We start from the raw sequence: 6000 nt of genomic DNA, 5'->3' as shown, positions 1-6000 counted from the left end.
CCCCCCGCCGGCACAGAGCCCAGTCTCGCCCCCTCCACCACTTCGTGGTCCCCCTCCCCCGTTTCACGGGGGAGGAGTTTGGGATCCAGACTTGTACGAACCGACCGGCGATCCACGTCCCTAGAGCGACCGGCGCTTCCCACCGCCGCCGCACACGCTCTAGTCTCCCTCCATGCGCGCCCCGCTCCTCGCCCTGGCCCTGATCCTCGCGACCGCCGCCTCGGCGCGGGCCGGCGAGACGGCCTGCTGGTTCGAGAACGGCGCGGTGGTCGCCCCGGCCGCGATCGGCGACATGACCGGCGACTTCGTCATCGACCTGTCGGCGCCCCGCACCCTGCTGCACGAGACCAAGGCCCAGGCCGGCGGCTTCGAAGCGACCGACCTTTCCCTCCCCATCCGCGTGGCCGGCGAGGCCCTGCCCGCCCAGCCGGTCAGCGTCACCGATCTCGACTATCGCGGCGTCGGCTTCGTCGCCCCCATCGCCGGAGTCATCGGCGCCGATGTCCTGGCCCGCTACACGGTGGTGATCGACTTCTCCCCCTGCCGCCTGACGCTGGCGCCCGCCGACGGGCTCGCGAGGCCTTCGGGACGCGCCCTGCCCGTCGAGATGATCGGCGGGGTGCCGACCGTGCGGGCGACCGCTTCGGACGGCTTCACCAGCGTCCAGGGTCCCTTCGCCCTCGACACCGCCTCGGGCGGCGTGCTGCGGGCCCGGGGACCGGCCGACGGACCGCGCCAGAAGCCGGCCGGCACGGTGGCCGCGCTGGCCTTCGACGGTCGCCTCTATCCCCGCGCCCGGGCCGTGAAGGCCGGCGACCTGCCGCCCGGCGTGGTCGGGGCGCTGGGCGTCGAGGTGCTGGCCCGGGGCCGCCTGCGGCTGGACCCGGCCGCCCACGCCCTGTGGCTGACGCCCTGATCCTTCTTCTTCCCTGTACGGAGCTTCCCCCATGGCCTCGCGCGCCCACGCCGTCACCGCCGATCCGCGCCACACGATCCTGCTCGAGGTGAACGGCCACAAGCTGGTCGGCGACGAGCCCCCGGCCCTGGGCGGCCAGGACGCCGGCCCGCCGCCGTTCGGCTTCGTGCTGGCGGGCCTGGCCGCCTGCACCGCCACCACCCTGCGCATGTACGCCGACCGCAAGGGCTGGGGCGAGGTGACGATCACCGTCGACCTGGCGCTCGACACCCACGGCGATAAGCCCAGGATCGACCGCAAGGTGGCCGCGACCGGCGACCTGGACGAAGCCGCCGTCGCCCGCCTGCGCGACGTCGTCGAGCGCACGCCGGTGACCCTGGCCCTGAAGGGCGGGTTCGAGATTGATACGGTGCTGGAGCGGGGGTGAGACCCCCTCCGGCCCTCCGGGCCACCTCCCCCAGAGGGGGAGGATTTGGTCGGCGCGGCGTAGATGCTCCCCCTCTGGGGGAGCTGTCGCGGAGCGACTGAGGGGGTCTCCCCCCGAAAACAAAAAAGGGCCCGGCGTCGCCGCCGGGCCCTTCTTCGTTCTCAGTCGGAACGCGCCGCTCAGTGCGACTCGTTCTTCCAGACCTGGCGGTAGGCCGCATAGAGCAGGCCGGCGAACAGGATCAGGTAGATCAGCACGGCGAAGCCGGTCTGCTTGCGCTCTTCCAGCTTGGGCTCGGCGGCCCACATCAGGAAGGCCGAGACGTCCTTAGCCTGCTGGTCGATCGTCGAGGGCGTGCCGTCGTCGAAGGTGACGAGGCCGGCCTTCAGCGGCGGGGCCATGGCGATGAAGCCGCCCGGCGGAACATGCTCGTGCGAGCCGCTCCAGTACGAGGTCAGATCGCCGGCCATGTACGGGTTGTAGTGCTGGCCCACGCCGACCTTCAAGCCGGCCGGGGCGTCCTTGTAGCCCGTGACGATGGCGTGGATGTAGTCCGGACCGCCTTCGCGGGCCTTGGCCAGCAGCGACATGTCCGGCGGCAGGGCGCCGCCGTTGCTGGCGCGGGCCGCGGCCTCGTTCGGGAACGGCGAGGGGAAGCGGTCGGCGCTGGTGGCCGGGCGCTTGATGGCGTCGCCGGTCTCGGAGTCGATGTCGGCGACCTCGAACTCCTTGGCGATCGCCTTGACCCACGGGTTGTCGTTCGAGTTCGGGTACTTGTCGTTATAGAACGGGCCGCCCTTGTCGCCGAGGTTCCGGAAGCTGACCAGCTTCATGGAGTGGCAGGCCGAGCAGACCTCGCGATAGACCTTGTAGCCGCGTTGCAGCTGGGCCTGGTCGAACTTGCCGAGCGGTCCCTCGAACGACCAGTGGATCTTCTCGGGTTCCAGCGGGTGACCGGCGGCCAGGGCCGGAGCCGAGGCTCCAGCCGTCAGCAGACCCGCGACCGCTGCGATGGCGAAGAGTTTGCGCAGCATCGGGATCAGCCCTTCATTTCAGGCGCGGCGGTCGCTTGCTCCGGCGCGGCGGCCGGGTGCGACAGGGCGGGCGAGGCGATGGAGTCCGGCACCGGCAGGGTCTTCTCGACCAGGCCCAGCACCGGCAGGATCACCAGGAAGAACGCGAAGTAGTAGAGCGAGGCGAACCGGCTCAGCCACACGAAGCTGTTCAGGTCGGAGTCGATCAGGGTGAAGGTCTTGAAGTGACCCAGCACCGGATCGTCCGGCAGCTTGGCGCCGCAGAGGCCCAGGATGCAGCACACCACCACGAAGATGAGGAAGTACAGCTTCGCGGTCGGGCGGTAGCGCATCGAGCGCACCTTCGAGGTATCCAGCCACGGCAGGGCGAACAGGCAGGCGATGGCGCCGAACATGGCCAGCACGCCCATCAGCTTGTCCGGAACGGCGCGCAGGATCGCGTAGAACGGCAGGAAGTACCATTCGGGCACGATGTGCGACGGCGTCACCAGCGGGTTGGCCTCGACGTAGTTGTCGGCGTGGCCCAGGGCGTTCGGCAGGTAGAAGACGAACACCGCGAAGAGGATCATGAAGACGCTCATCGCAAAGGCGTCCTTCACCGTGGCGTACGGCGTGAAGGGCAGGGTGTCGGCTTTCGACTTGGGCTCGACGCCGGTCGGGTTGTTCTGGCCGACCACGTGCAGCGCCCAGATGTGCAGGATCACGACGCCCGCGATCATGAAGGGCAGCAGGTAGTGCAGCGAGAAGAAGCGGTTCAGCGTGGCGTTGTCGACGGCGAAGCCGCCCCACAGCCAGGTGGTGATCGACGGGCCGACGATCGGCAGGGCGCCGAACAGGTTGGTGATCACGACGGCGCCGTGGAAGCTCATCTGACCCCAGGGCAGCACGTAGCCCATGAAGGCCGTGGCCATCATCAGCAGGTAGATCACGCAGCCCAGGATCCACAGCACCTCGCGGGGCGCCTTGTAGGAGCCGTAATAGAGGCCGCGCAGCATGTGGACGTAGACGGCGATGAAGAACATCGACGCCCCGTTGGCGTGCATGTAGCGGATCAGCCAGCCGTAGTTCACGTCGCGCATGATGTGCTCGACGCTGGCGAAGGCGTGGTCGGCGCTCGGCGTGTAGTGCATCACCAGGATGATGCCGGTGATCAGCTGGCTGGCCAGGCACAGCGACAGGATGCCGCCGAAGGTCCACCAGTAATTCAGGTTACGCGGGGTGGGGTAGTCGACGAAGCTGTCGTAGCCCAGGCGCACGATCGGCAGACGGGCGTCGAGCCAGCGCTCGATACCGGTCTTGGGTTGGTAGGTCGAATGTCCGCTCATCTGGCTTACCCGATCTTGACCTTGGTGTCGGACAGGAAGGCGTACTCCGGAACCACCAGGTTCTTCGGAGCGGGGCCCTTACGGATCCGGCCGGACGTGTCGTAGTGCGAGCCGTGGCACGGGCAGAACCAGCCGCCGTAGTCGCCGCCGCCGAAGGTGGGCACGCAGCCCAGGTGCGTGCACGAACCGATCAGCACCAGCCATTGGGCCTTGCCCGGCTTCACGCGCTCGGCGTCGGTCTGCGGGTCGCGCAGGCCCGGATCATGGTCATCCTTCACCGCGCGGGCGATCTCGGCCGACGTACGGTTACGCACGAACAACGGCTTGCCGCGCCACTTCAGCGTGACCTGCTGGCCGTCGGCGACCTTGGTCAGGTCGAACTCGGTCGAGGCCAGGGCCAGTGTATCGGCAGAGGGATTCATCTGGTCGATGAACGGCCAGGCAATGGCGGCGGCGCCGCCGGCGGCGGCCGTAATGGCCGCGATGTAAATGAAATCGCGTCGGCTGGGATCGGACCCAGACTCGGTCTTTGCGCCCACGGCGGTGTCGGCCACCTTGTTCCACCCTTCGTTTCCGTCGGACCGGCGAGCGACCCGACCAGGAAGCGCCATTTCGGCGCAGTATCTTTTATTCGACCCGCAAGCGGATCTTCGCCACAAGGGGCATGCTCCCTATCGGATGGGCGAACAGAGTTCGCAAGCCCTTTCGATGCGCAGCAATGCCCCTACTAGCCCCATGGTTGGTTCGTTAGAATGCGTCTCGCCCTTTTTCAACCCGGCATTCCCCAGAACGTGGGCGCGGCGATTCGGCTTTCGGCCTGCCTCTCGGTCGGGCTCGACGTCATCGAACCCTGCAGCTTTCCCTTGGACGACAAGAGCTTGAAGCGCGCGGCCCTCGACTACGGCCCGCTGACGCACCTGACGCGACATGATTCGTGGGAATCGTTCCTGGTCGCGCCTCAACGGGCGGAGGGGCGCCTGGTGCTTTTCACCACCCGCGGCGACACAAGCTTCCACGACTTCGCCTTCCAGCCCGGCGACACCCTGCTGTTCGGCAACGAGAGTCGCGGCGCCCCACAAGAGGTGCACGCCGCCGTCGACGCCCGGCTGGTCATTCCGCTGCGTCCCGAGGCCCGCTCGCTGAACGTCTCGGTGACCGCGGGCATGGCGCTGGCCGAGGCCCTTCGCCAGACCGGCGGCTTCCCCGCCCTGCCCTGACGGCTGACCATTCGGAAACCGAGGCGCTTTTTCACCGCGCATCCCCGCGAAGGCGGGGATCCAAGCCGAGTCTGCGGATGATCCACGGCCGCGCCCCATCCTGAAAGCCAGCTTGGGTCCCCGCCTTCGCGGGGAGAGACGAATTTGGGGGAAGGATCAGCGGGCGGAAGTCGCCTCGCCCAAAGATCAGACCACGAAAAAAGGCGGCCCCGTTTCCGGGACCGCCCAAGGTTCAGTCTGGCGCTCGGGCCGGCCAGGCGAGATGTGGAGTCCTCGCCCGCCGGTCTTGGCGTCCTGGGCGGTAAGGCCTAGGCGAGCACCATGATCACGACCCGGCGGTTCTGCGCCCGGCCCTCCTTGGTCTCGTTCGGGGCGATCGGATCTTCCGAGCCGTACGAGATGGTCGCCATCCGGTTCAGGGCCACGCCCTGACGGGACAGATACTTGCGCACCGCGTCGGCGCGGCGTTGGCCGAGCTTTTCGTTGTAGCCGGTCTCGCCGGTGGCGTCGGTGTAGCCCTGGATTTCCAGGTAGACGTTCTTGTTCTCTTCCTTGAGCTTCGACGCGAAGTCGGCGAGGCGCTGCTCGGCCTCCGGCGACAGGGCGTCCTGGTCGGTCGGGAACTTCACGGAATCGTCGGACAGCACCATCGAGTACATGAACTTGCCCTCGGCCAGCTTGCCGGCCGCCGTGGCGCGCTCCAGCGCCTCGCGCGAGGTCTTGTCCAGTTCAGCGATCTGGGTGTCGTGCCCGTCGACGCGGGTGGCGACCCCGCCGACCTGGGTGTTGACGTACTTCTTGGTCGCGCAGCCGCTGACCGCCAGGCCCCCAGCCACCAGCGCGACCACCGCCGCCATCTTCAAGCTGCCTTTGACTTGGCCGATCATTGTTCGCCTTCTCTCTTCATTGATCCAATAAAGCTTGACCTTGGACCTACACACTCCATCCGGGTCGTTCAGCTTTCGCATTACGAAACCGTCAGGTGACAGAGGCGAAAAATGGGCGTGTTCTTGTCGCGATTGGCGCCGCTTTGAACCTATGTTCTTGGTGACTTTATAGACCGCGCGCGATCGTGCGAACG

7 protein-coding genes are annotated in these 6000 nt (G+C 67.7%); 3 read left to right on the top strand and 4 right to left on the bottom strand.

Features of this window, described 5'->3' with window-relative positions:
- Positions 1-172: 172 nt before the first annotated feature.
- On the top strand, positions 173-916 hold the full coding sequence (locus AC07NG_RS05860) for a hypothetical protein (RefSeq protein WP_494592696.1): 744 nt from the start codon (positions 173-175) through the stop codon (positions 914-916).
- Positions 917-947: 31 nt separating this feature from the next.
- Entirely contained in the window at positions 948-1343 is a 396-nt protein-coding gene (locus tag AC07NG_RS05855; protein ID WP_494592695.1) for an OsmC family protein, read from the top strand.
- A gap of 179 nt (positions 1344-1522) precedes the next feature.
- Here the strand turns inward: AC07NG_RS05855 and AC07NG_RS05850 are convergent, their stop codons facing one another.
- From AC07NG_RS05850 to petA, 3 genes are read right to left on the bottom strand one after another with little or no spacing between them, the layout of a single operon-like run.
- The gene (locus AC07NG_RS05850; protein WP_492853690.1) at positions 1523-2377 is read right to left on the bottom strand and encodes a cytochrome c1; all 855 of its coding nucleotides are present in this window, start codon (positions 2375-2377) and stop codon (positions 1523-1525) included.
- A 5-nt stretch (positions 2378-2382) separates the two neighbouring features.
- Positions 2383-3702: a cytochrome b gene (locus tag AC07NG_RS05845; RefSeq protein ID WP_487288122.1), complete on the bottom strand. Its 1320-nt coding sequence runs from the start codon at positions 3700-3702 to the stop codon at positions 2383-2385.
- Positions 3703-3707: 5 nt separating this feature from the next.
- A complete protein-coding gene (petA, locus tag AC07NG_RS05840; RefSeq protein WP_110120228.1) occupies positions 3708-4256 on the bottom strand; it encodes a ubiquinol-cytochrome c reductase iron-sulfur subunit in 549 nt (182 codons plus the stop codon).
- Positions 4257-4454: 198 nt separating this feature from the next.
- Here petA and AC07NG_RS05835 point away from each other — a divergent pair, with 198 nt between their 5' ends.
- Complete coding sequence (locus tag AC07NG_RS05835; RefSeq protein ID WP_494592694.1) at positions 4455-4919, top strand: tRNA (cytidine(34)-2'-O)-methyltransferase; 465 nt, start codon at positions 4455-4457, stop codon at positions 4917-4919.
- Positions 4920-5227: 308 nt separating this feature from the next.
- On the opposite strand, the gene AC07NG_RS05830 is transcribed toward AC07NG_RS05835, so the two are convergent.
- Positions 5228-5806 (bottom strand): OmpA family protein, encoded by a 579-nt coding sequence (locus AC07NG_RS05830; protein ID WP_492853692.1) that lies wholly within the window; start codon positions 5804-5806, stop codon positions 5228-5230.
- Positions 5807-6000: the final 194 nt, after the last annotated feature.

The sequence above is a fragment of the Caulobacter sp. GW821-FHT10C03 genome, assembly GCF_059415485.1.
This window is presented reverse-complemented; position numbering and strand designations above follow the sequence as displayed.

Bases quoted from the DNA above. Each gene is read 5' to 3' on its own strand.
- AC07NG_RS05830 (WP_492853692.1), bottom strand. From the start codon at position 5,806: ATGATCGGCCAAGTCAAAGGCAGCTTGAAGATGGCGGCGGTGGTCGCG.
- AC07NG_RS05860 (WP_494592696.1), top strand. From the start codon at position 173: ATGCGCGCCCCGCTCCTCGCCCTGGCCCTGATCCTCGCGACCGCCGCC.
- AC07NG_RS05855 (WP_494592695.1), top strand. From the start codon at position 948: ATGGCCTCGCGCGCCCACGCCGTCACCGCCGATCCGCGCCACACGATC.
- AC07NG_RS05835 (WP_494592694.1), top strand. From the start codon at position 4,455: ATGCGTCTCGCCCTTTTTCAACCCGGCATTCCCCAGAACGTGGGCGCG.
- AC07NG_RS05850 (WP_492853690.1), bottom strand. From the start codon at position 2,377: ATGCTGCGCAAACTCTTCGCCATCGCAGCGGTCGCGGGTCTGCTGACG.
- AC07NG_RS05845 (WP_487288122.1), bottom strand. From the start codon at position 3,702: ATGAGCGGACATTCGACCTACCAACCCAAGACCGGTATCGAGCGCTGG.